This window comes from Aeromonas sobria (assembly GCF_000820145.1).
Lineage (GTDB): Bacteria > Pseudomonadota > Gammaproteobacteria > Enterobacterales > Aeromonadaceae > Aeromonas > Aeromonas sobria.
The window spans coordinates 39,897-60,987 of record NZ_CDBW01000005.1 but is presented as its reverse complement, the minus strand read 5'-3'; the positions used below and the strand labels follow the sequence as shown (position 1 = coordinate 60,987).

Annotated in this window: 17 protein-coding genes; 11 read left to right on the top strand and 6 right to left on the bottom strand. The window is 58.3% G+C overall.

Features of this window, described 5'->3' with window-relative positions:
- Nucleotides 1-32 precede the first annotated feature (32 nt).
- The 4 genes from BN1135_RS02320 to BN1135_RS02305 all read left to right on the top strand — a co-directional run bounded on the left by BN1135_RS02320 (nucleotide 33) and on the right by BN1135_RS02305 (nucleotide 2,954).
- On the top strand, nucleotides 33-932 hold the full coding sequence (locus tag BN1135_RS02320) for a LysR family transcriptional regulator (RefSeq protein ID WP_042018551.1): 900 nt from the start codon (nucleotides 33-35) through the stop codon (nucleotides 930-932).
- A 71-nt stretch (nucleotides 933-1,003) separates the two neighbouring features.
- Nucleotides 1,004-1,645 (top strand): DUF2057 domain-containing protein, encoded by a 642-nt coding sequence (locus tag BN1135_RS02315; protein WP_042018550.1) that lies wholly within the window; start codon nucleotides 1,004-1,006, stop codon nucleotides 1,643-1,645.
- A gap of 73 nt (nucleotides 1,646-1,718) precedes the next feature.
- Nucleotides 1,719-2,150: an HIT domain-containing protein gene (locus BN1135_RS02310; protein ID WP_042018549.1), complete on the top strand. Its 432-nt coding sequence runs from the start codon at nucleotides 1,719-1,721 to the stop codon at nucleotides 2,148-2,150.
- A gap of 105 nt (nucleotides 2,151-2,255) precedes the next feature.
- A complete protein-coding gene (locus BN1135_RS02305) occupies nucleotides 2,256-2,954 on the top strand; it encodes a DUF3334 family protein (protein WP_042018548.1) in 699 nt (232 codons plus the stop codon).
- A gap of 73 nt (nucleotides 2,955-3,027) precedes the next feature.
- Here BN1135_RS02305 and BN1135_RS02300 read toward each other — a convergent pair whose 3' ends face one another.
- Nucleotides 3,028-4,014: a DUF2860 family protein gene (locus tag BN1135_RS02300; protein ID WP_042018547.1), complete on the bottom strand. Its 987-nt coding sequence runs from the start codon at nucleotides 4,012-4,014 to the stop codon at nucleotides 3,028-3,030.
- Nucleotides 4,015-4,177: 163 nt separating this feature from the next.
- Here BN1135_RS02300 and arcB point away from each other — a divergent pair, with 163 nt between their 5' ends.
- The 6 genes from arcB to BN1135_RS02270 all read left to right on the top strand — a co-directional run bounded on the left by arcB (nucleotide 4,178) and on the right by BN1135_RS02270 (nucleotide 16,067).
- Nucleotides 4,178-6,490 carry an aerobic respiration two-component sensor histidine kinase ArcB gene (arcB, locus tag BN1135_RS02295; protein ID WP_042018545.1) on the top strand — a complete coding sequence of 771 codons (2,313 nt, stop codon included), beginning with the start codon at nucleotides 4,178-4,180 and terminating at the stop codon, nucleotides 6,488-6,490.
- A gap of 51 nt (nucleotides 6,491-6,541) precedes the next feature.
- Entirely contained in the window at nucleotides 6,542-7,906 is a 1,365-nt protein-coding gene (gene dgt, locus BN1135_RS02290) for a dGTPase (RefSeq protein WP_042018544.1), read from the top strand.
- Between the two features lie 317 nt (nucleotides 7,907-8,223).
- Entirely contained in the window at nucleotides 8,224-8,427 is a 204-nt protein-coding gene (locus BN1135_RS02285; RefSeq protein WP_042018543.1) for a hypothetical protein, read from the top strand.
- Between the two features lie 160 nt (nucleotides 8,428-8,587).
- Nucleotides 8,588-12,847, top strand: a complete 4,260-nt coding sequence (locus BN1135_RS02280) for an ATP-binding protein (protein ID WP_042018542.1) — start codon at nucleotides 8,588-8,590, stop codon at nucleotides 12,845-12,847.
- The gene (locus BN1135_RS02275) at nucleotides 12,840-14,051 is read left to right on the top strand and encodes an EAL domain-containing response regulator (protein WP_042018540.1); all 1,212 of its coding nucleotides are present in this window, start codon (nucleotides 12,840-12,842) and stop codon (nucleotides 14,049-14,051) included. Before BN1135_RS02280 ends, BN1135_RS02275 begins: the two co-directional genes overlap by 8 nt.
- A gap of 39 nt (nucleotides 14,052-14,090) precedes the next feature.
- Nucleotides 14,091-16,067, top strand: coding sequence for a HAMP domain-containing methyl-accepting chemotaxis protein (locus tag BN1135_RS02270; RefSeq protein WP_042018539.1), 1,977 nt, complete (start codon nucleotides 14,091-14,093; stop codon nucleotides 16,065-16,067).
- 27 nt (nucleotides 16,068-16,094) lie between these two features.
- Here the strand turns inward: BN1135_RS02270 and rfaH are convergent, their stop codons facing one another.
- From rfaH to metN, 4 genes are all read right to left on the bottom strand, one after another.
- Nucleotides 16,095-16,595, bottom strand: a complete 501-nt coding sequence (rfaH, locus tag BN1135_RS02265) for a transcription/translation regulatory transformer protein RfaH (protein WP_042018536.1) — start codon at nucleotides 16,593-16,595, stop codon at nucleotides 16,095-16,097.
- Nucleotides 16,596-16,691: 96 nt separating this feature from the next.
- Complete coding sequence (gene metQ / locus BN1135_RS02260) at nucleotides 16,692-17,492, bottom strand: methionine ABC transporter substrate-binding lipoprotein MetQ (protein ID WP_042018535.1); 801 nt, start codon at nucleotides 17,490-17,492, stop codon at nucleotides 16,692-16,694.
- A gap of 25 nt (nucleotides 17,493-17,517) precedes the next feature.
- Nucleotides 17,518-18,171, bottom strand: a complete 654-nt coding sequence (locus BN1135_RS02255) for a methionine ABC transporter permease (protein ID WP_042018533.1) — start codon at nucleotides 18,169-18,171, stop codon at nucleotides 17,518-17,520.
- Nucleotides 18,152-19,195: a methionine ABC transporter ATP-binding protein MetN gene (gene metN, locus BN1135_RS02250; protein WP_042018532.1), complete on the bottom strand. Its 1,044-nt coding sequence runs from the start codon at nucleotides 19,193-19,195 to the stop codon at nucleotides 18,152-18,154. The genes BN1135_RS02255 and metN overlap by 20 nt, the downstream gene beginning before the upstream one ends.
- A 505-nt stretch (nucleotides 19,196-19,700) precedes the next feature.
- Between metN and BN1135_RS02245 the strand changes: the two genes are divergently transcribed.
- Entirely contained in the window at nucleotides 19,701-20,156 is a 456-nt protein-coding gene (locus BN1135_RS02245) for a hypothetical protein (protein ID WP_042018530.1), read from the top strand.
- An 83-nt stretch (nucleotides 20,157-20,239) separates the two neighbouring features.
- On the opposite strand, the gene ppgK is transcribed toward BN1135_RS02245, so the two are convergent.
- Nucleotides 20,240-20,980 (bottom strand): polyphosphate--glucose phosphotransferase, encoded by a 741-nt coding sequence (gene ppgK, locus BN1135_RS02240; protein ID WP_042018528.1) that lies wholly within the window; start codon nucleotides 20,978-20,980, stop codon nucleotides 20,240-20,242.
- Nucleotides 20,981-21,091 lie beyond the last annotated feature (111 nt).

Below are 21,091 nucleotides of genomic sequence, written 5' to 3'. Positions count from 1 at the left end.
ATAAACCCATTGTTTCCATATTGGAGCTAATGATGGATATCGCCCATCTGGCCAGTTTTTATGAAGTGGTATTGCGAGGCAGTTTCTCTGCCGCCGCCGATACGCTGGGGGTCAGCAAGGGGATGCTGAGCCGCCACGTCAGCGCGCTGGAGTCCTCCCTCAATGCGCAACTGTTGCAGCGCACCACCCGCCGCCTCAGCCTGACCGAGGCGGGCAAGACCCTCTATCAGCAGGCGGGGGAGATCTTCGCGCTGGCACGGCAAGCGGAGCAGGATATTCAGGCGCTGACCGAAGAGGATGGCGGCCGCCTGCGTTTTACCTGCCCGGTCAGCACCGGCGATCGCATGGTGAGCGAGCTGCTGACCAGCTTTGCCGCGCTCTGCCCCGGAGTAGAGGTGGAACTCAACTTCACCAACCAGATGGTCGACATGAGTCAGGGGGAGAACGACATCGCCCTGCGCGCCATGAACGAGGTGCCGGACAATCTGGTGGCCCTGCTGCTGGGTCGGCTCAAGGATGTGGTGGTCGCCAGCCCCGAACTGTTGGCGCGCGAGGGGCGTCCGGTCACTCCCTATGAGCTGAGCGGGCGCAGCTGCCTGTTGCAGGGGCACAATCCGGCCTGGGAGCAGTGGCACTTCATCCGTGAGGGGGAAGAGGCCCACATTCTGGTGCAGGGCAAGGTGCGGGCCAACCACTACAGTACAGTGCTGCAATTGGCTCGCGCCGGTATGGGTTATGCCAAGTGCCCGCTGATGCTGGTGGAATCGCAGCTGATGGCGGGGGCGCTGGTGACCGTGCTCGACGATTGGCAGAGCGGCCTGCATCAGCTCCATGTGCTGCATGCCCAGCAGCGGCGGGTGCCGCGCAAGATCCGGCTGTTCAAGCAGGTGCTGGCCCAGTGGTTTGCCGAGCGGCCTCACTATCTGCTCTGAGCGGCGTTATTTTTCTGTCATCTTCGGTTGCTACCCTGCGCATATCATCGGCAGCAGGAAGATCAGCGGGAATGAAGAGCAATAGAGGGTTGACCGGGTTTGTGCTGCTCTGTGCAGTGTTGGGGGCGGGCAGTGCGCAAGCGGCCGTCGAGGTGAAGGTGCCGGAGAATTTCCGCATCCTCGCGGTGAGCAACGGCACTCTGCAGGATGAGCAGCACGCCACCCTTGCGGATGGCGAGCAGCAACTGCTGGTGCGCTTCGAGGGGGTCATTCCCAGTCGCAGCAGCAGCGAGAATGACCGGCAGGTGAGCTCCGAGCCGCTGGTGGTGCGCTATCAGGGCAGTAATCAGCGTTTGCAGCTGACGGCCCGCGTGCCGGGAGACGAGCGGGGGATGCAGGCCTATGCCAAGGCCCCAGTGGTAGGGTTGCAGGAGAATAGCCGGGCGCTTGCCATCCAGCAGGATGCGCTGGTGACCAGCGGCATCCTGCTCGGGGTGGATTGGAACGGCAAACTGGCGGAATACAACCGCAGCGGCGGCAAGGCGGCGCTGACGGCAGGCGCCGTTGCTGCGCAGTCAGCGGCCACGGTCGTTGGTGGGGCGCAACCCGTTGTGGCCGCCAGCGAGCTGGAAGGGCAGTTGCAGCAGTTGTTCCTCAAGGCTGATCCGGCTCTGCGCAAGCGCTTTATCGGTTGGGCCGTGCCGCAGCTTTAAGTTTTCCGCCCGTTGCAGTAACGTGGACACTCCTTTTTCAGGCGCTCCGTTCATCGTACTCAACGAGGTTTTCATGTTTGAATTGCATTCACGCCTACAGGCAGATACCCGGTGGCTCGGGGATCTGCCCCTCTGCCGTGTCTTGCTGGCCAAAGACAGCCAGTATCCCTGGCTCATTCTGGTGCCGCGAGTGGCCGATTTGCGGGAAATTCACCATCTGGCGCCGGAGCAGCAGCAACAGCTGATGCAGGAGTCCTGCGCCGTCGCCACCCTGATGGAACAGGCCCTCAGCCCGGACAAGATCAACATAGGGGCGTTGGGCAATCTGGTGCCGCAACTCCATCTTCACCATGTTGCCCGTTTTGCAACGGACCGCGCCTGGCCAGGCCCCATCTGGGGGGCTCATCCGGCCGTGCCTTATGAGCCACAAGAGTTGGCTGAACAAGGCGATAGATGGCGTACCCGGCTCGCCAAGCTAAGCGGTTTCACCCCCTGTGACTGCTGATAGCGGAGTCAACTGAGAGGCGTGTCGCTATTTCAGTCTCCGGGCCGCGCCATCTGTTAGAGTTATGGTATAGATAAGCCCATTTTCGATGTTCAGGAAGGTCCCATGATAGTAACAAGATCCGATGATGAAGCCGTATTGACCACTGAGGATGTGCTGCTCAGCCTGTGCAACTCGGTGACTCAGGTTCTCAGTGCTGCAACGCAGAGTCAGGTTCGTTTTTCTGGCATGGTACAGCGGATCAGCAAGACTTGCCTCAAGCCAGATATCGGCTGTTTTGTGTTGTTTGATGGCGGTTTTTCTGGTCTGGTGGTGATCAACTTTTCCGCCGCCGCTGCCATGGAGCTGTACGAGAGCTACATGCTCAGCATGGGGCTTTCCAAGGAGGATCTTGCCATCTCTCATACCTCGGATGAGGTGAGCAACGTGATGGGCGAGCTGATGAACCAGATCGTCGGCAGCTTTACCGTCAAGGTGGGCCGTGATCTGCAGACTCATATCACCCAGAACCAGCCGAAGATGCTGGCCCTCAACAAGCAGGTGATGCTGAGTGTCGATACCAACCTCGATAACCCGGAAGCGCGCCGCGTCACCTTCTTCACCGCCCGCAACAACATCTTCTATCTGGAGCTGGCGATGGACAAAACCGAGTTCATCCGCATTCACAGTGAGGGGATGGAGCATGAGGAGCTGGATCCTGACGCCCTGATCGCCCAGACCAAGCTGGATGCAGCCAAGCCGGTTCAGGCTGCGGCTCCGGTCGCCAACGATCACGATGATCTGCTCGACTCCTTGGGGATTTGAGACGCAAGCAGACAGCAGCAAGGCCACTCTCGAGTGGCCTTGCTCTTTTTTGGCGGGTAACGTGCACTGCACACTAGAAGTTGTAGAGCAGGCCGGTGCTGAAGCGGGTGGCTTGTGAATCGTAGAAGCTGATATCGGAGCTGGATTTGGCATACGCCGCACTGGCGGTGGCCGAGAGGGCGCTGACGCCAAACAGGTTATGCCAGAAAAAGATGACGTTTGCGGCAAACTCGTCGGCATCGGCGTACTGGTTGAAGAGGGGATTGGCCTCGTCATAGTTACTTTGGCCGAGGTAGAGGTTATTGACCAATGACCACTGGGGCCCCCGCTTGGCATAGGTCAGCTGTATGCCGCTCTGCTTGTAGCGCTGGGCGCTGCCATCCAGGTCTGCATCGCGATAGATCAGCGCAGGTTCAAGCACTTGGCCGGGGGCAAAACGCCACTGATAGGAGAGTTCGAGAGCGTGGTTCTTGCCATTGCGATCCAGCTTGGCTGCTGTATCTGCACCATATTGGCTGCCGCTGCGTTCTTCATCGACATCGATATTGCGGGTGGTCAGGCTAGCGTTGAAGTTGCTGCCCCAGATTTTGTCCCAGCTTGCCCGTGCCCCGGTGGAGTTGATATCGGTCGAGCTGCGGGCTACCCCCACGGCGAATGGATCGCTCCACTGTTCGGTTGGCATGGCGCTGAACACCAGCGAGCCACCGACAATCCCCTTGTCTCCCAGCTCCTGCCGCAGTCCCAGCTGCTGGGTGAAGTCGAAACGAATGGCATCCTGAATCAGGTTGCCGAGGAAGAGTTGAGTGCGGGTATCGGCAAAGGTGTAGCGGATGTCGGCGTTGAGCAGTGGCGCAACGGTGGCGCTGCTTTGTGGGCCATTCAGACCGGCGATCGTGCGGTGGTCATCGTTGCCGCTATAAAAATTGGATTGGTAGTCAATGACATTGATGCCACCCAGCAGAAAACCGGACCAGCCGGACTGCTTGGGGATGGCACCCAAATCGGCGTAGGCACTGTTGGCAGCCAGCAGACCCAGGCCAAGTAGCGGAAGATGACGCATGGAATTGTGCTCCTGAATGCTGTGTATGGCGTATCGACTGGTGTTATGCCGGCGGTATTCGTTTATCAGCTCACACAATCGAGAGGTCGTTGTATGAGATTAAGAAGAGTTCACTCGGTTGTGCTGTTATTCTGTACCGCGAATATCGGGGGAAAACAACAAGATGAAGCAGATTAAATCCTGGGCGCAATATTACGTCGACCTGATGACCAAGCTGGGACTGGTGCGTTTCAGTATGTTTTTGGCGGCGGGAATCATAGTGCTGGCGGTCGCCATCCAGATGGGGGTTACCCTGTTCCTGCGCGGCAATATCGATGTGATCGACTTCGTTCGCTCGGTCTTTTTTGGCCTGTTGGTCACCCCTTGGGCGGTCTATTTTCTCTCCATCGTGGTGGATCAGCTGGAGGATTCCCGTCAGCGCCTGACCCGGATGGTGCGCAAGCTGCAAGATATGCGCGAGCGGGATCTGGAGCTCAATAGCCAGTTGCAGGAGAACATCAGTCGCCTTAATACCCAGATCGCCGAGACCAACCGGGCCGAGGATCTGCGTCAGCAAGCGATCGATGATTTGGAGAACGAGGTATTTCAGCGCGAGAAGGCGCAGTTGCATCTGGGTGAGCGCACCGCGTTGCTGCGCTCCTTCATCGATTGTTCCCCCGATCTGGTCTACTACCGCAACGAGGATGAGCAGTTCTCTGGCTGCAACCGCGCCATGGAGGAGCTGACCGGCAAGGTGGAGGCCGAGCTGATCGGTCTGACCCCGTTCGATGTCTACAAGCAGGAGATCGCCAACAAAATCGTAGAGACCGATCGGCAAGTGTTCAGCAGCAACGAGCCACTCACCTACGAGCAGTGGCTTGAATACCCGGATGGCCGCAAAGCCTACTTCGAGCTGCGCAAAGTGCCCTTCTTCGACCGCTTCGGCAAGCGGCTTGGTCTGCTCGGTTTTGGCCGCGACATCACCGAACGCAAGCAGTATCAGGACAAGCTGGAGAAGGCGAGCCGCGACAAGACCACCTTCATCTCCACCATCAGCCACGAGTTGCGCACCCCGCTCAACGGTATTGTGGGCTTAAGCCGGATGCTGATGGATACCCCCCTCGATGCCAAACAGCATCAGCAGCTCAAGATCATCCATCTGAGTGCGGTCACCCTTGGCAATATCTTCAATGACATCATCGATCTCGACAAACTCGATCGCCGTCGCCTCGAGATAGCGCCGACCCGCATCGACTTGCCTGCGTTTCTCGACGAGCTGGAGACCCTCTCCCGCATTCAGGCGGAGCAGAAGGGGCTCTATCTCCATTTCGATCGCGATGGTGACATGCCGCAATTTGTGATGGCCGATGGCACCCGCTTGCGTCAGGTGTTGTGGAATCTGGTGGGCAACGCGGTCAAGTTTACCGATGAGGGGGGCGTCACCGTGCGTTGCCTCTCCCATCCCGCTGACCAGCCAGGCAAGCTGGCCCTGCACTTCGAGGTGGAGGATACCGGCGTCGGCATCCCGCGTGCCCAGCAGGAGAAGATCTTCGCCATGTACTATCAGGTGCAGGGCAAGAAGCACGCTACCGGCACTGGCATTGGCCTCGCGGTCTCCCGCCAGCTGGTGCAGGCGATGGGTGGCCAGCTCTATGTGGACAGCGATCCGGGCGAAGGTTCCTGCTTCACCGCCGAATTGGAGGTGGCCTGCGCCGAGCCGGTGCAGCCGGAGCCCGATGATGAGATGCCCTCCCTCGATATCCTGCTGGTGGAGGATGTGGAGCTCAACGTGACGGTGGCCTGCGCTTTGCTTAACAAGCTGGGTCATCAGGTGCAGGTGGCACGGGACGGCACCCAGGCGCTGGCGATGGCCAACCCGGATGATTTCGACCTCATTTTGCTCGATATCCAGCTGCCGGACATGACCGGCTTCGATGTGGCCGCAAGACTGCTGGAGCGCTATGGCGACAGCTTGCCGCCCATGGTGGCGCTCACCGCCAATTCCACCGGCGATCGCCAGTATTATCGGGATCACGGCATGCAGGATGTGATTAACAAGCCGCTCGGCTCCAAAGCGGTGCGGGAGGTGATTGGCCACCTGTTTGCCGATCTGGCCGAGGACGAGGCGGACGAGCAGGCGGATGCGGGCAATCAGGATGCGTTGCTGGATCTGCCCTTCCTCACCGATTACGCCGATACCGTGGGCAAGCCGGTGCTGCTCTCCAGCGTCGATCTGTTCGAGAAGATGCTCCCCGACTACATGGCGGTGCTCGACTCCAACATGATTGCCAAGGATCAGGCGGGGGTGGTGGAGGAGGCGCACAAGATCAAAGGGGCGGCAGGCTCCATCGGCCTGCGTCGGCTGCAGCAGACTGCCCAGCTGATCCAGAGCCCGGATCACCCCGCCTGGTGGGAAAACGTAGAGGATTGGATTGAGACGCTGCGCCGCGAATATCCCGGCGATATCGCCCGTCTGCGGCGCTGGCTGTTGTCTTGAGGATGGAGGTTGTCTTGAGTCTGACGGAAGTTGTTGGCAAGGAGCTGCAAGATGTATAGCCGTTTGATTACCCCCGCGCGCATCCACCCCTGGGGGGATGAGGATCTGCTGGAGGCGACCGAGCAGGATCGCGCCCGTATCGTGCAGGCGGCGCCGGTGCGCCGGCTGCAGCAGAAGACTCAGGTCTTTCCGCTCGATGTGAAGGCCTCGGTGCGCAGTCGCCTCACCCACTCGCTGGAGGTGCAGGAGACCGGCCGCCAGATCAGCCGCCGCATTCTGGCCGCCTTGCCGCCCGGTGAGGTCTGCGAAGGGGCCTTTATCAATCTGGTGGAGATGTCTTGCCTGCTGCACGATGTCGGCAACCCGCCGTTTGGCCACTTTGGCGAGCAGGTGATGAGCCAGTGGCTCGGTGATATGCTCGATCCCCTCTATCAGCAGGCGCTGGCGCAGCCCCCTTCACCCCAGTGGGCGGAGCTGCGTCAGGATCTGCAGCTGTTTGATGGTAACGCCCAGAGCCTGCGGCTGGTGCACAGTCTGCACGAACTCAACCTGACCCTCGGGCAGTTGGCGGCGCTGTGCAAATACCCCCAGCAACCCCAACCGGGAGTCAGCTATGGCCAGCATCATGGCTGGAGCAGCAAGCGGGGCATTTTCTTCAGCGAGCAGCCGCTCTACCGCGCCCTCGGCCAGAGTCTGGGATTGGCCCCCGGCTGCCGTCATCCGCTGGTCTACATCATGGAGGCGGCCGATGACATCTCTTACTGTATCGCCGATCTGGAGGATGCGGTCGATCGGCGGATCCTGACGCTGGGCGAACTGTTGGCTGCGCTGCGGGGGGCCGATCAGAGCGACTACATGAGCACCTTGCTCGATGACGCGCTGGCATCCAGCCGGGGCTTTTTCCCCCATTTTCGCCAGCTGCTCACTCGGGATCTGGTGGCGCTGGCGGCGCAGAGCTATGTCAGCGAACATGGGGCCATTTTGCAGGGCTCCTACCCGCAAGCGCTGCTCCACGGTCAGGCGCCAGCGGCGCGGGTGCTCGATATCCTCAAGCGGGTGGCCCGCGAGCTGGTCTTTCTGCGCCCCGAGGTTGAAGCCCTCGAACTGGAAGGCTATGCGGCGCTGCGCGGCGTGCTGAGCAGCTATGCCTGCCTGCTGGCATTGCCAGCGCCACAATTTGCCCGCCTGCTGGCCGGGGAGGGGAGTCAGGCGCTGTTTTTTGCCCGCCGCCTCTATCACCGCCTGTCGGCCCGCCATCTCAAGGCCTACCGGTTGGCTATCGCTACCCCGGATCCACGCTTTGCCTGCCAGCACGAGCAGGAGTGGTATTACCGGGTGCGGCTGCTGCTCGATTACGTCAGCGGCATGACAGATACCTATGTATTGGAGGAGTACCGGCTGCTCTCGGGGATCTGATGCCCCCGGGGCTGCCTCACGGGCAGCATAAAATGCCGTAAAAACGTTTAAAAAGGAGTCGGGAGAGGCTTGTTTTAAATTCGGATATTTTTTAGACTTCTGCAACCTGTTCAACTTTTATCCGGTTAGGAGACGAATATGCAACATCTGATGCTCAATATTGCATTTTCTCGCGGCACTGTGTGCGGCGTGAAATCTCGTGCTCTTTTACCGCGTGGCGTAAACAGGTAACCCCTGTCTTTTTATCACCCGCGGTTCGTCCCGCAGGGTGATATCCACTTTCTCCGGGAGAACCGCATGTTCAACTGGAGAATGTCATGTCTATCGAACTGGTTTTACTGCGTAGCGTCGAGTCCCTGGTACAAAAGCGGATCGCCAAGGTCGAGCGTCGTCTCGTGCAGGTTAATCTGTCGCCCGCCCTGCTCAAAGATATCGGGCTGGAAGGATATCAGGGTCAGATCTCCCTCGTTCGCGAGCGGGAGTATCAAACCGGCTTCCGCCTCGGGAATCGAATAACCTGATGAAAGGGGGCTGTATGGCCCCCTTCTTGGCATTGATGGCAGACCCCGGTCTGCCATTTTTATTTGGTTAAGCTGGGGTTAAGTTAAAACGCGAATATCTATTCGCGAATCTTGCGAAAATCTCTATTATTTGCGGCCGATTTTTCTTTGGAGCGAGTTGATGAGCCACCGCCGTTGCCGTCTATTCCAGTTTTTATTTCTACTGCTATGGAGTGTGGTGGGTCAGGCTGTTAGCAGTCCGAATACAGAGACGTTAGAAGAGTCCGAGCTCCAGTGGCGCGCGGCCAATCACGAACTGATCATCGGCATGCCGATGATGGGGTCTCCCCCTTATAGCTACAAGGATGCGGTACAAGGGTTCAACGGCCCGGTGCCCGAGATGGCACTGTTGATCGCCAGAGCGCTCGGGGTGCCCCTGCACTACAAGGAGTTCACCTCCTATGACGAGGCGCTGAGCGCATTGCAAGCGGGCGAGGTGCATATTGTCATCAATTTTCCGCCCGGAGAGCAGTGGGAAAACCAGATAGCCTCTGTGCCCTTGCCATTCTTTATCCCCCAAGGGGTGCTGTTAAATCGCCCGCTCGCCGGACTCTCGCTCGATGAGGCCCGTAACATCAAGTGGGTCTGCATGGTCGGGACCGACTCCTGTGGTCAGCTCGAGGCGCTGGGTCTGGTGCCGGTCAAGGCTGTTGAGCGGCGCAGTGAAGCGACCTTTATGCTCAAACAACGGCTCGCAGATGCCTATCTGGCTGATATGCCGTCGTTAATGTCTGAACATGTTCAGAACCCCAATGCCGGTTTTGCGATTGTCCAACCGGAGTGGGCGCCGGTCTCCTCCCTGTCTGTCAATATGCTGCGCAGCGACCCTGGGCTCATCCGCTTGATAAACAACATCATGCCTGAGCTGCCAGTGACGGACATGCGTCCAATTATTGAAGCGATCACTGGTGTGAATGCTTCGGCATCGGGGGAGATCACCACGGTCAAATTTACCCCTGAGGAGCAAGCCTGGCTGCGCACGCATCCGGTCTTGCGCTACGGTGTCTCACCTAACTGGGTCTCGATGAGCGAGTTCAATTATCGTGGCAGGTTAGTGGGCTACGTACCCGATATAGTGGCCCTGCTGCGCCGCTATTCCGGGCTGGAGTTTTCTCTGGTGCGCACCGACTCCTGGCGAGAGACTCAGGAACTGCTCAAAAAACATCAGATCGACTTTATTCCTGTGATGACCCCTTCGGCAGAGCGCGAGCATCTGGGCGTTTACACCCCCAACTACATGTTTGTTGACCGCGTTATCGTGGGGGGAAGACATAGCAAAAACCTGTCTGACCTCGGATTGTTGCGAGGTATGCGGGTCGGTATTGTGGATGCATCCATTGACGAGGAGCTGTTGGCATCACTGGGGGCACTCCCGGTGGAGGTCAAGGATGACAGCCGCCTGCTGCGCTTGTTGGATGAGGGAAGGGCCGATTATATTCTGCTCACCATGACCACCTTGCCGACCACCTTGGGGCGTGGCTTTGAAGATCGCTATCGGGTGGTCTACTCCGGGCAAAATTTGCGCCTCCCCGGCGCCATGGGGGTATCCCCTGCTGACCTTATGCTGCAGCAGATCCTGACCAAGATACTCTATGCCATCCCCCAGCATGAGATTGACAAGCTTGAATCCCGCTGGTTGACGATGCGACTGCAGACCGGTCTGGAGACTCGCACTGTGGTGCTGTGGTTTCTGGTGTGTGCTGGCGGTGCGCTGGTGTTCTTTACCATCTTCTGGCACTGGAACCAAACGCTACAGCGGCAAAATGACCAGCGAAAAGAGGCACAAAAACAGCTCAATGAGCAGCTGGCTTTTGTTCAGACGCTGCTCGACTCCTTGCCGAGCATGGTGGCCCTGCGGGATCGTCAGCAGAACCTGACTCTCTGCAACAAGGCATATCGAGAGGCTTTCATCGGGGCCGAGTCTGGCGGGGATGGCTGGAGCTATATGCCCCCTGATGAGCGGGAGTTAATGCTACGGGAAGAACAGACAGTCTGGGCCACCGGGGACGTGGTGGAGGGGCCTGGCTATTCAAGACGGATAGATGGTTCCCAGTTTCATGTGGTCTACGTCAAGTTGCCCTATCTGGGCTCGGATGGTGAGATGCATGGTGTATTGACCGTGCTGACCGATGTGAGTGCCCTGAAAGCGGCAGAAAACAAGGTCCGTGAAGTGGAGGCCATGCTGCGAGACATGACCGACAGCATGCCGGGGGTGGTCTATCAGTACCAATGGCATCGATCGGAACAGGGGCGTTTTCTCTATGTTTCGCAAGGAGCGGGGGAGACGCTGGGAGTGCCCTCGCGGGCGCTGATGTCGGCCAGGTCCGAATGGAAAGGATTTGGTGTCAGTGAAGAGGTGCTGCAGGAGTTTACCTGCAGGGTTGCCGACAATGCCCTGACCCTGACCCCGATCGATTGGGAGGTCAAGGTGCCCCACCATGGCGGGGAGCGTTATCTGCAGGTGCGTGGCACCTTTGTTGAGCAGGGGGAAGATAGCCTGCTGCTTAATGGCATGGTGCAGGACATCACAGCGCTCAAGCTGCAAGAAAAGGCGCTGCGTGAGGCGCGTGCCAATGCCGAGCAGGCCATGCGAGCCCGTAGCCGGTTTCTGGCCACTATGAGCCATGAGTTGCGCACCCCCATCTCCGGGATGCACGGCATGCTGGAGCTGCTGCGGATGAGCAACGTGGATGATGATCAACGTTACCTGCTGCGCAATGTGGTCACTTCGACCAATAACCTGCTCTATCTGGTGAACGATATCCTCGATTTTTCCAAAATCGAGGCTGGTCAGCTCCATATAGATAACCATATGAGCCACCTTCAGTCGGTGATATGCGATGCGATCCGCGGACATGCTACCCAGGCCCATGGTAAGGGGTTGCATGTTGATCTCTGCTGGGCGGGGCATGTCCCTGATCGGGCAGATATCGATGCCGTCCGGGTTGCCCAAGTGGTTTCCAACTTGCTGAACAATGCGGTCAAATTTACCGAGCGTGGGGTCATTGCCATCAATGTGCACTATCACAACCAGCAGTTGGTGGTGACGGTGACAGATTCCGGGATCGGGATCGCGGAGGAGAAGCAGGCGCTGCTATTTACCCCATTCGAACAACTGGAGTCGGATATCAATCGCCGCTTCGGCGGCACCGGGCTTGGGTTGGCTATCTGCGATCAGTTGATCCGCAAGATGGGTGGCAGCTTGACCCTCAAGAGCCGTGCCGGTGAGGGGGCCAGTTTCTGTTTCACGATACCGATCACCAATCCGAGATGGGATACCCCCGTGCTGGCGGACAGTGAATGGTGGTACTTCGGCGATGATCCACAGTTACACGCAATGATGCAGCGCTTCGGTGCCACCTTGCAGCCTGTCGATGCCGAGCGCCTTGGCAGTGGCATCAGCGGGTTGTTACTGGCCGATGAAGATCAGCTGGAGCGTGCCTTGGGCAGTGACTGGTTAGCGCGGATACAAAAGCCCGACCTCAAGGGGATCATCTTCTCTTCCCGCGAAGTGCTGCGCTCACGGCTGGGACCCGAGCGCTGGTGGCGGCTTGGCCAGTCACCACTCTATCCGGATTTATTGCTCGAAAGCTGCCGCGAATTACTTGGCGGATCAGTGCATACCATCATGGTAGAAAGCGAGCAAAAATTGAGTGGTCGGGTGCTGGTGGCGGATGACCACCCGGTTAATCGTGCCTTGTTGGTGCGCCAGTTGACCCTGCTGGGAGTCGATTGCGAGGTAGTAGAAGATGGTGAAAAAGCACTGAAAGCGTGGCAAGAGCAGCGTTTTTCATTGTTATTGACCGACTGTCACATGCCGGTGATGGATGGTTTTACCTTGACCCAGCAGCTACGAGCTCAAGGTGAACGGGCGCCCATCATCGGCGTTACTGCTGATACCTCGAAGGAAGCATCGGCCCGGATGGTGGCTGCGGGGATGAATGGCATGCTGCTCAAACCCTATTTGCTGGAGGCATTACGCCAGATCTTGCTGCAGTGGCTGCCCGCCTCGCAGTTGGCTGAGCCCCAGCTGGTGCCAGAGCGTGCTGACAGCGAGTTGGCCGAGCGCTGGATAGCCCTGTTTAGTGACGAGGCAACTGGCCGAGCCATGGCGGGTGAGTATCTGGCCTCTAACCAGCAAGATGGCGTAGAAATGTCGGCGGCGCTGGCTACCCGTGATGCAGACGCCCTGCTGGAGGTCGCCCATCGTATCAAGGGCGCGGCCCGTATCGTGGGTGAAGACGAGCTGGCTGAGCAGGCCGAACGCCTTGAATCGGCAGCACGATTAGAGCAATGGGGCGCGCTGGAGGGATGGGCTCAGCGTGTTGATGAGTTGCTGACTCAGGTAACCCATAAAACGAGGTTATGGCTAGATGCATAAAACAGAATACAACCCGGTCATCATGGTGGTCGAGGATCACGCTTTTCAGCGCAAGACCCTGCTGCACCAGGTCCGCGGGCTGGGCTATCACCAGTTGCTGGAAGCCAAAGATGGCCTGGAGGCGCTGGAGCTGTGTCAGCTGCACAATATCGATATCCTGTTTTGTGACTTGCGAATGCCCGGTATGGATGGCATGGGTTTGCTCCGTCGCCTCTCGCTGGCGGGCTTTCGTGGCGGCATTATTCTCTCCAGTGCGCTGGGGGGGGATGTGGTTGATGCGGTGTTGAGAATGGGCTCTGCCTATGGCTTGCAGGTGCTGGGCCGAATTGAAAAGCCCTGCCAGCCGGCGCAGCTCAAGCAGTTGATCGATACCTGGTCTCCCGCGCTACCTCTTGCTCGCAGAGAAGAAGCCTACCGTCTGGATGTCGATGATTTGAAGCTGGCCCTTGATCGTGACCAGATTGTGCCCTGGTATCAGCCCAAGGTCAGTTTTGCTACCGGTCAGTGGGTGGGGATGGAGGCGTTGGCACGCTGGCAGCATCCGGAGTTCGGGCTGATCTCCCCTGGACTCTTTATTCCGATGGCAGAGGAGCACGGCCTGATCGACTCTCTGACCGACATTATCATCAGCAAGTCGCTGAGTGATGCCCATTTTTGGGGGAAAACCGGGTTATCGATAAATCTGTCGATGAATCTGTGTGTCAGTTCGCTCCATGAGGGCGGCGTGTGCCAGACCCTGGTTGAGCAATGTCAGCGCTGGAGTGTTGATCCTGAACTGATCACCCTGGAGGTGACCGAGAGTGCCTTTATTCGAGATATTGGTGCCATGCTGGAGGTGTTGACCCGGCTGCGGATGCACGGTTTTGGCCTCTCCATCGATGACTTCGGCACCGGCTACTCCTCGATGCAACAACTGGCCACGCTGCCCTTTACCGAGTTGAAGCTGGATCGCTCGTTCGTCCATCGCTGCTATGCCGATCCGGCTCATTTGGCCATTATCGAGTCCAGTATTGAACTGGCCCGCAAATTGGGACTCAAATCGGTGGCAGAAGGAGTGGAAGACGAGGTGACCTGGCAGCTGTTGGCCAAGCTCGGCTGTGATCTTTGTCAGGGATTTTTCTCCGCAAAGCCGATGCCGCGCAGTGAATTGCAGCATTGGCACCGGACTTGGCAAGATAGATTGCCTACACTGCTATCTATCTGATTTTTTTGGCCTGAGCGCCACGTTTGAACAAGGATGTTCATGAAAATATCAAGCAAGCTACTGCTCAGTTTCGGTTTTATCAACCTGCTGATCCTGCTCTCCTCCACGCTGGTCTATTACCGGCTGACCCAGATCAATCAGGCCCAGCACACCCTGCTGGAGCAGGCGTTGCCTGCCCTGCAGCGGGATGAGGCGAGCCAGAAGGCGCTGGTTGCCACTGTTTCTGCCCTGCGGGGCTATCTGATCCTCGGTAAAGACCCTGCCCAGGCCTCCCGGCTCAAGCAGGAGTGGGGGGCGGCCTGGCAAGCTATTGCCCATCAGGCGTTCAGCCCGGCGCTCACTCAGTCCCTCGATACCTTCAAGCGCCATCAGGAGCAGGTCTGGACCATAGCCCAGAGTGAAGAGAACCTGCCTGCCCACACCTTGATGCTGCAAGAGGCGGGGCCGCTGGCGGAGGCTGCGCTCGATCAATTGCAATCTTTTGCCAATGAGGAGGTCGCTACCCCGCAGGATCAGCTCACGGGCGATCGTCGCATGTTGCTCAAGCAGGTGGGGGATGCCTACAACAGCCTCGCCAATGCGCTATCCGCTTTGCGGGACTTTCTTATCTCCGGCGATCCCGAATACCGCAGTAAATATCAGGATTACTACCAGTTTCACCTGCAGCGGGTAGCGGAGGTGAAACAACAAGCCGCGCTCTTTACCGAGACCCAGCGTAGCCTCTGGCAGCTATTTGAAGAGATGGCGACACCTTTCTCAGAGCTGGTGGATCAGGTGATCAGCAAGCGGCAGGCGCCGGATTGGGATCAGGCTAATTTTCTGATGGCAACCGACATCGAGCCGATGCAGTCCCGTCTCAGTGAGCAGCTGGTACAACAAATTACCAAAACCGGGGCCGAAGTAGAGGCGATTTCGCGCCAGATGACCCAAGCCGGGCAAACCATCAGTCAAACCCTGCTGCTGGCAAGCGGCAGTGCCATCGTGCTTGGCATGGTGGTCGCCTGGCTCTTTAGCCATCGTCTGACCCGTGACATCGCCAGTCTGGTGACCCGGGCGGGCCAGGTCGCGGATGGCCGGCTGGCGGCCGAGCCCCTGCCAATCACGGGGCAGGATGAGCTGGGGGTGTTGACCGGATCCATTAATCGGATGTCTGCCCAGTTGCGTCATCTGGTAGGGGAACTGCAAGGAGCCGTGGGACAGGTTGAGACCGCGTGCCACGATGTGGGCTGCACCACAGGTGCCATCGTGAGTGACTTGACGGCACAAGATCAGCAGGTCGATGCGGTGGCGGTTGCCATCGATCAGATGTCGATGCGTGCCCGTGATGTGGTGGATAACATTGCCAGCGCGGCTGATAGCGCTCATCAGGTGCAGCAGCAGACCCGGCAAGGGCAGATCATCCTGGAGCGGATGACCGACACCATGCAGCAGATTGCCGCCATGATTGGGCAGGCCAACGAAGCCATGGGGTTGCTTGAGCAGCAAAGTGAGCAGGTGGGACAGATCACCGAAGTTATCGCCACCATTGCCGAGCAGACCAATCTGCTGGCACTCAATGCGGCGATCGAGGCGGCGCGAGCCGGTGAGCAGGGGCGCGGTTTTGCGGTGGTGGCCGATGAGGTGCGCCAGCTGGCGACCCGTACCCATCAATCGACCGCCGAGATCAGCCAGACCATTGCGGCCATCTCCCAGCAGACTCGCCAGACGGTGATCACGGTGAGTGGGGGTACTCGATTGGTTGAACAGGGGCGAGATGCGGTGGGACTGGTGACCGACACCCTGAGCGCCATGCACCAGCTGGTGCAGTCGCTATCGGGTCAGCTGGAGGCGATCACTGTGGCTAGCGAGCAACAATCCCGGGTTGCCGCGGAGGTGGCTGGCACCGTGGACCATATCGCCGGGCTCAGCCGTCAATCCTGCCAACGCAGTCAGCAGGGGGAGGAGATAGTTGCCAGACTGGCTGGGGATACCGGCAAGCTGACGGCAGTGATCGCCCGCTTCGATCTTCACGCATGAAATGGCGGGAGGATCCCGCCATTTACCTTAATCGAGCCGTCTGAAGGCGTGGTTATCGAAGCTGCTGGTGGTCTCCCGGTTGAGCAGGGTGACCAGCAAAATCGCCCGTTTTTCCCCATCCGGTTCCATATAGATGGCTTCGAAGCCAGCCAGCGGCCCCTCTTCAATCAATACCTTGTCACCAGTGATGGGCAGGTTGGCGTAGCATGCTCTTGCCTCGTCGCTGTCATCACGACTCATCAGCTGATAGACCAGCTTGCTGTTGATCGGGGTCCATTCACTGCCAAAGTGGATGATCCGGCTGATACCGCGGGTCGATTTCAGGGTGATCGGGGTGACTTCGTTTAGATCGACAAAGATAAACAGATAGTTGGGAAACATGGGTTCCCGTACAGGTACTCGCTTGCCCCGGCGCAGCTTTTCAATCTCTACCATAGGGTAATAGGATTCGATGCCCTGGGCATCGAGGTGGGCGCGGGCGCGGGCCTCTTCTTTTGGCTTGCAGTAGGCCAGATACCATTTTTTCATGTGATGAGTCTGTTCGTGTTGCCGTGCTCAACGATATGATAACGGCGTCAATAAAAAAGGCCACGCATTGCGTGGCCTTTTTTGCCAAGTGAGCAATTACCAACCTTTCACCAGGCCGCCTTTGAACAACTCGACGCCCTTTTTGTAGACCTCGTCGGTCTGATAGGCCTGAACGAACTGCTTAACCTTCTCGTCATCCTTGTTGTTGTCGCGTGCCACGATCAGGTTGACGTAGGGGGACTCTTTATCTTCAACAAACAGGCCGTTTTCGGTGGGGGTCAGACCAATCTGACCGGCAAAGGTGTTGTTGATGATGGAGAGATCCACATCTTCCAGTGAACGGGGCAGCTGGGCTGCTTCCAGCTCGACAATCTTGAAGTTGCGCGGGTTGCTGGCGATATCCAGCACAGTCGCTTCCAGACCGGCGCCATCCTTCAGGGTGATCAGACCCTGTTTGGCCAGCAGGATCAGCGAGCGACCCAGATTGGTCGGATCGTTCGGTACTGCGATCTGGGCGCCATCCTTCAGCTCGCTCAGTGACTTGAGCTTCTTGGAGTAACCGGCAATCGGGTAGACGAAGGTGTTGCCGACCGGTATCAGCTTGAAGTCACGATCACGTACTTGCGCATCCAGATAAGGTTTGTGCTGGAAGGCGTTGACATCGATGCTGCCATCGTTCAGTGCCACGTTCGGGGTGACGTAGTCGGAGAAGTTGACGATCTCGACGGTCAGACCGTATTTCTCTTTTGCTACCTTGGCAGCCATTTCAACCAGCTCGGTCTCGGGGCCCGCAATGGCGCCCACTTTCAGAACCTTGCTCTCTTCTTTTTGACCGCAACCGGTCAGAACCAAGCCAGCCAGCAACGCTGCCGCAACAGATTTGATGCCAAATTTCATAAAACCTCCTGTCAGAAATCGACGATTAACGATGATCATATTTGTGAACCAGGCGCTCACCTGCGCTCTGGATGAGTTGAACCAGTACTACCAGGATAACCACGGTCACCAGCATGACGGTGGGGTCAAAACGCTGATAACCATAACGAATACCCACATCTCCCAGACCACCGCCACCGATGGCCCCGGCCATGGCCGAGTAGTTCACCAGGGTAACGAGGGTGATGGTGACGCTGTTGATGATGCCGGGCAGGGCTTCAGGCAGCAGCACCTTGGTGATGATTTGCAACGGCTTGGCGCCCATCGCCTTGGCCGCTTCCAGCAGGCCGTCCGGCACCTCCATCAGGGCCCCTTCTACCAGTCGGGCGATAAAGGGCACTGCGCCAATGGTGAGCGGCACGATAGCGGCGATAGTGCCGATACTGGTGCCGACAATCAAGCGGGTGAGAGGGATGATCGCCACCAGCAGGATGATAAAGGGCACCGAGCGGCCCACGTTGACCACCATGCCGAGGCTGCGGTTGAGCAGCGGGTTGGCCAGGATTTGGCCCCCTTTGGTCACATGCAGCGCCACGCCGAGTGGCAGGCCAAGCAGGCAGCCAAACAGGGCGGAGCCTGCGACCATCAGCAAGGTGTTGCCCAGCTCGATAATGAGCAGATTAATCATGGCTTCGGACATAACCCATTACCTCCAGCTGAATATGGTTGTCAGTCAGGAACTGCTGGGTTGCCGCGCACTGGGCTTCATCCCCGAACAGCTCTGCCAGCAGAAAACCGAATTTAACGCCACCGGCGTACTCGATATCCGCGCTCAAAATACTGATGTCGATGTTGAAACGGCGGCTCGCCTCGGAAATCAGCGGCGTATCGACCGTGCTGCCGGTAAAGCCGAGCTTCACCAGCGGATAGCTGCCGGGCACCCGCTCGCTACTCATCCGATCCTGATACTCTTGCGGTACCTCCAGATGGATGGTGGAGTGGATGAAGTCACGGGCCAGCTGGGTCTTGGCATTGCTGAAGAACCAGGCCACTTCGCCCTGCTCGATCAGGCGGCCGTCACTGATGATGGCCACTTCGTCACAGATCCCCTTCACCACATCCATTTCGTGGGTGATCAGCAGTATGGTGAGCCCCAGCTTGACGTTGATCTCCTTGAGCAGGGTCAGGATCGAGCGGGTGGTCTGCGGGTCGAGGGCCGAGGTGGCCTCGTCACACAGCAGCACCTTGGGCGCGGGTGCCAGCGCCCGGGCGATGGCGACACGCTGCTTCTGGCCGCCGGAGAGCTCGGACGGATAGGCGTGGGCACGGGCTTCCAGCCCGACCAGTGCCAACAGCTCTTCGACCCGGCTTTTTATCTGTTCTTTACTCCAGCCAGCCAACTCCAGCGGAAAGGCGATGTTGGCAAATACGGTGCGGGAGGCGAGCAGGTTGAAGTGCTGGAAAATCATCCCGATCTGGCGGCGGGCCTGGGTCAAATCCCGCTCGCTCAGGGCGACCAGATCCTGGCCCGCGACGATGACATGCCCCTCTGTCGGGCGCTCCAACAGGTTGACACAGCGAATGAGGGTACTTTTACCGGCACCAGAGGCACCGATCACCCCGAATATTTTGCCTTGGGGTACATGCAGACTCACGTCACGCAGGGCGTGCACGGCGTCACTGCCGGTACCGTAGACTTTGTTGAGACCGTTCAACTTAATCATGGATTATTCCGTGCTCACAGCCTTACAGCACAGGGCGCTACAGGCGGGTAAATTGGGCAGAGGTTCCACTGGGTTACTCTGCCATCATGGAGGATGATGCTAAGATGTCTGGATGGCCGTGTCAACGCATGTTTTTACGTCTAGACGTCTAAAAAAGTGATAAGGATTTCTGTCTGGTGGATAACGAGCAGGGTGGATAGGTTGCGCATCCAGATCCTGTTTCGCCTGCGCGGCATATAGCCGAATTAAAGATGGGTTATGGCGGGTAAATGCTGGTTTTATTAGTGTGTCAGCCCGATTTCACTCACGTCAGGTGTCGATCCTGATGCTCCTCCATAGTTGCACAAATAGCTGCACAAATCGTTCCCTATTCGCGACCGGATAACCTGCCTGCCCTTTTGTCGTCGTCAACCTTGATGCAGCGCAAGGGGCGCTCGGTTAGGGATTGGGTTGCTGGCGGTTGTTTTTTATACTGACGATATCGACAAACATGGAGGGCAGGGCGATGAGATTCCAACAGATCAAAGAGTTGCTGCACTATCTTGAGCAGGTTCATCACCAGCTCGGGCTCTGTTACGGGCGAATGGCCAGCCAGGTAGACAGCGAACGCAGCCGGATGTTGCTGGTCTATCTGCAAGGTCGCGAGGATGCGGCCAGCGCCCATCTGCACGAATATGTAGCTCAGCTGGGAGAGGCGGTCAGGGAGACCTGGCTGAACCAGAGCTTCAGCGAGGATATGCTGCCTGCCATCACCCGCTTCGAGATGCCGGCCTCGGCCCAGACCCAGGATATCGTCACTCAGGTGTGCCGCTGGGAAGAGCAGTTAGTGGGTGAGCTGGGCCATCTGGCCCGGGAGTGCCCGATACCGGCCACCACCACGCTACTCGACAATCTGGCCGGACTGGAGCAGACCCGTCTGACCCGATTGGTACACGGGGTACACAGATTCGATGACATGTAATACAAGATGGCCGACAAAAAAGGGCCCGGCAGCAGTGCCGGGCCCTTTCCATTTGATATCTGCTGATTTGCAGTGAGTGTCGGTCAGCCCTGCTGCTCGGCCGCGTAGAGGGCGGCCCCGATAATGCCCGCCTGATTGAGGCTGGCCGCCGGAATGAGCGGCGCCCGGGTCTCGATACGATCGACAAACTTCTCCAGCTTGGATGCGCTGCCGCCCCCCAGAATGAAGATATCGGGGGAGAAGAGAAACTCGAGGCGCGCCAGATACTTGTTAAAGCGCTTGCCCCAGCGGCTCCAGGAGAGATCTTCCCGCTTGCGCACCGCATCGGAGCAGTAGTGCTCTGCCACCATCCCTTCCAGCATCAGGTGACCCAACTCGGTGTTGGGCAGCAGCTGACCGTTGACGAACACGGCGGTGCCGATGCCGGTGCCGACTGTGATGAGGATGATCACCCCCTTGCGATCTTTACCGGCGCCAAAATTCATCTCGGCCAAACCCGCCGCATCGGCATCGTTCAGCACATAGCAGGGCTTGCCGGTGACATCGGCAAACAGATGCTCGGCATCGGTCTCAATCCAGCTCTTGTCGATATTGGCGGCACTCTTGGCAACCCCGTTGTGGATGGTGGCGGGAAAGCCGCACCCCACCGGCCCTTTCCAGTCGAAGTGTTCTACCAGCGCCTTCAGGGTATGGGCGATGGCGGCCGGAGTGGCCGGTTGCGGTGTGGCAATGCGATGGCGCTCGCCGATCAGTTCGCCGGTTTCAGTATCCACCAGGCAGCCCTTGATCCCAGAGCCGCCAATATCCACTCCCAACATTTGCATCTGTGTTGTCCTTGTTGTGTGCCGACCAGCTGGTACTAATTACGGTGTTCTGGTCACTGCGGGTCGGCAGAGCATGAAAAAAGTGCAGCAATCCGGCAAGGGGCAGATCAC

Coding starts and splice junctions, on each gene's coding strand:
- BN1135_RS02320 (WP_042018551.1), top strand. CDS start 33: ATGGATATCGCCCATCTGGCCAGTTTTTATGAAGTGGTATTGCGAGGC.
- BN1135_RS02315 (WP_042018550.1), top strand. CDS start 1,004: ATGAAGAGCAATAGAGGGTTGACCGGGTTTGTGCTGCTCTGTGCAGTG.
- BN1135_RS02310 (WP_042018549.1), top strand. CDS start 1,719: ATGTTTGAATTGCATTCACGCCTACAGGCAGATACCCGGTGGCTCGGG.
- BN1135_RS02305 (WP_042018548.1), top strand. CDS start 2,256: ATGATAGTAACAAGATCCGATGATGAAGCCGTATTGACCACTGAGGAT.
- BN1135_RS02300 (WP_042018547.1), bottom strand. CDS start 4,014: ATGCGTCATCTTCCGCTACTTGGCCTGGGTCTGCTGGCTGCCAACAGT.
- arcB (WP_042018545.1), top strand. CDS start 4,178: ATGAAGCAGATTAAATCCTGGGCGCAATATTACGTCGACCTGATGACC.
- dgt (WP_042018544.1), top strand. CDS start 6,542: ATGTATAGCCGTTTGATTACCCCCGCGCGCATCCACCCCTGGGGGGAT.
- BN1135_RS02285 (WP_042018543.1), top strand. CDS start 8,224: ATGTCTATCGAACTGGTTTTACTGCGTAGCGTCGAGTCCCTGGTACAA.
- BN1135_RS02280 (WP_042018542.1), top strand. CDS start 8,588: ATGAGCCACCGCCGTTGCCGTCTATTCCAGTTTTTATTTCTACTGCTA.
- BN1135_RS02275 (WP_042018540.1), top strand. CDS start 12,840: ATGCATAAAACAGAATACAACCCGGTCATCATGGTGGTCGAGGATCAC.
- BN1135_RS02270 (WP_042018539.1), top strand. CDS start 14,091: ATGAAAATATCAAGCAAGCTACTGCTCAGTTTCGGTTTTATCAACCTG.
- rfaH (WP_042018536.1), bottom strand. CDS start 16,595: ATGAAAAAATGGTATCTGGCCTACTGCAAGCCAAAAGAAGAGGCCCGC.
- metQ (WP_042018535.1), bottom strand. CDS start 17,492: ATGAAATTTGGCATCAAATCTGTTGCGGCAGCGTTGCTGGCTGGCTTG.
- BN1135_RS02255 (WP_042018533.1), bottom strand. CDS start 18,171: ATGTCCGAAGCCATGATTAATCTGCTCATTATCGAGCTGGGCAACACC.
- metN (WP_042018532.1), bottom strand. CDS start 19,195: ATGATTAAGTTGAACGGTCTCAACAAAGTCTACGGTACCGGCAGTGAC.
- BN1135_RS02245 (WP_042018530.1), top strand. CDS start 19,701: ATGAGATTCCAACAGATCAAAGAGTTGCTGCACTATCTTGAGCAGGTT.
- ppgK (WP_042018528.1), bottom strand. CDS start 20,980: ATGCAAATGTTGGGAGTGGATATTGGCGGCTCTGGGATCAAGGGCTGC.